Source organism: uncultured Meiothermus sp. (genome assembly GCF_937863175.1).
Taxonomy (GTDB): domain Bacteria; phylum Deinococcota; class Deinococci; order Deinococcales; family Thermaceae; genus Meiothermus.
Genome location: NZ_CALMCQ010000316.1, coordinates 1 through 2,030, shown reverse-complemented (window position 1 = coordinate 2,030; position 2,030 = coordinate 1). Strand labels below are relative to the sequence as shown.

At 62.0% G+C, this 2,030-nt stretch carries 2 protein-coding genes and 1 pseudogene; 2 read left to right on the top strand and 1 reads right to left on the bottom strand.

The genetic code is table 11. The annotated features are described in order from the left end of the window. Window positions 1-998: ATP-binding cassette domain-containing protein (locus tag Q0288_RS11955; protein ID WP_299430702.1), on the top strand; the 998-nt coding region annotated here is incomplete at its 5' end. A 110-nt stretch (window positions 999-1,108) separates the two neighbouring features. Then, window positions 1,109-1,285 (top strand): annotated as a pseudogene (locus Q0288_RS18085) (DUF2196 domain-containing protein); the annotation flags it as partial. 58 nt (window positions 1,286-1,343) lie between these two features. On the opposite strand, the gene Q0288_RS11945 reads toward Q0288_RS18085, so the two are convergent. After that, on the bottom strand, window positions 1,344-1,865 hold the full coding sequence (locus tag Q0288_RS11945) for an HNH endonuclease (RefSeq protein WP_299430700.1): 522 nt from the start codon (window positions 1,863-1,865) through the stop codon (window positions 1,344-1,346). Between the last annotated feature and the right edge of the window lie 165 nt (window positions 1,866-2,030).

Below are 2,030 nucleotides of genomic sequence, written 5' to 3'. Positions count from 1 at the left end.
CCCGCGAGCACAACCTCAAAAACGTCAACCTGAAAATCCCCCTGGGTAAGTTTGTGACCATCACCGGGCCATCGGGGTCGGGCAAGTCTACCCTGGTCCACGACATTCTCTACTCGGCGCTGGCCCGTGATCTGATGCGGGCCAAGGCCATTCCCGGCAAGTTCTCCGGAATGGAAGGCATCGAACACCTCGACAAGGTGATCGAGATTGATCAGTCGCCCATCGGGCGTACCCCGCGCTCCAACCCCGCGACCTACACTGGCATCTTTGACGAAATCCGCGACCTGTTCTCCAAGACCCCCGAGGCCCGCAAGCGCGGCTACGAGGCCGGACGCTTCAGCTTCAACGTCAAGGGCGGGCGTTGCGAGGCCTGTAGCGGCGATGGCACCAAGAAGATCGAGATGCTCTTTCTGCCTGACCTCTACGTGCAGTGCGAGGTTTGCAAGGGCAAGCGTTACAACAAGGAGACCCTCGAGGTAAAGCTACGCGCCAGGAACATTGCCGACGTGCTGGATATGACGGTAGAGGAGGCCCTGGGCTTCTTTGAAAACATCCCCACCATTGCCCGCAAGCTGCAACTGATGGTGGACGTGGGCCTGGGGTATATGAAACTGGGCCAGCCCTCTCCCACTCTCTCGGGCGGCGAGGCCCAGCGCATCAAACTCTCTACCGAACTGGGCCGCCGCTCGACCGGACGCACCCTCTACATCCTGGATGAGCCCACCACCGGCCTGCATTTTGAAGACACCGCCAAGCTACTGCACGTTCTGCACCGGCTGGTAGAGGGCGGCAACACCGTGGTGGTAATTGAGCACAACATGGACGTGGTCAAGACTGCCGACTGGGTAATTGACCTGGGGCCCGAAGGCGGGGCCAGGGGCGGCCAGATTGTAGCCGAGGGCACCCCCGAAGAGGTGGCCCAAACCAGCAGTCCCACCGGGGCCTTCCTGGCTCGCATTCCCGAGATCCACCAGAAGGTGGGCGTAGCGGCGGATTAGACTTGCCCACAGCGCTAAGTGGTTCGGTACATAACTCTGTGCTTCCGCAGCACTCCTCCCACAAAGCGTCGCACCGTGCGTACCAGCCCAAACAAATCCCGCGAGCGGGTATGCCGAGCCTGAGGAAATGTTCTGCTGGAGCAAGCAGCAGTAACCATGAACCCCAACTACCGTCCAGCATCAACACTGGCTCAAACGTCGCCATGGTACTCACGGCGGATCAGCGTACCGGGAGGCCGACCAAGGGCATCGTGCAGGCCATCCTGCCCAGCTCGACCACGCATCCGCAGGGGATCAAAGCAGGCTCGAAAGCGGCGCGGTGGGCTGGGTCAAGCAGGGGTTGGACTAACGGTGATGGTCAAGCTCTGGCAGATACATTCGCCAGGTTTCGGGCAGGCTGGGTAGGTCGGCCACCAGCAAAAGGCTGTGGCGCGGGGGAATCGGGCGACGGGCCAGACGCATCCCGGCTTCCTCGGGGGTGCGGTTTTTCTTCTTAAGGTTGCAGGGACGGCAGGCTGCGACCAGGTTCTCCCAGATGCTGCGCCCCCCCCGGCTTTTGGGGAAGACATGATCCACCGTGAGGTCGCCCCCCCGCCTGCCACAGTACTGGCAGGTGTAGGCGTCACGGCGCAGGATATTGCGGCGGTTAAGGGCAAGCCGCCCCGGAGGGCGGCGGACAAGACGTTTAAGGCGGATGATGCTGGGGACGGGGTAGGGGGTGCTGGGAGTTCGTAGGTATTCGCCGCTTTCCTCGACCACCTCGGCAGTTCCGTTCATGACCAGGATAACGGCGCGCTTGACGCTGGCCAGGCCCAACGGCTCGTACCCGGCGTTGAGCACCAGGATGCGGGGGGAGTCGAGGTTCACGGGCCTAAGGATACTCGAAATATGTCAGAGGATTCTAGAGCAGTGCTTCACCCCGAGCCTTGGGGGGCTCTACACAACCAGAACCGGCCTGAACCCAGGCTTGGTAGGCGCAGGGCGATGCTTCTGGAGTGGATCGCAGGCCAGAGGACCGTGAGGAGAGGTCGT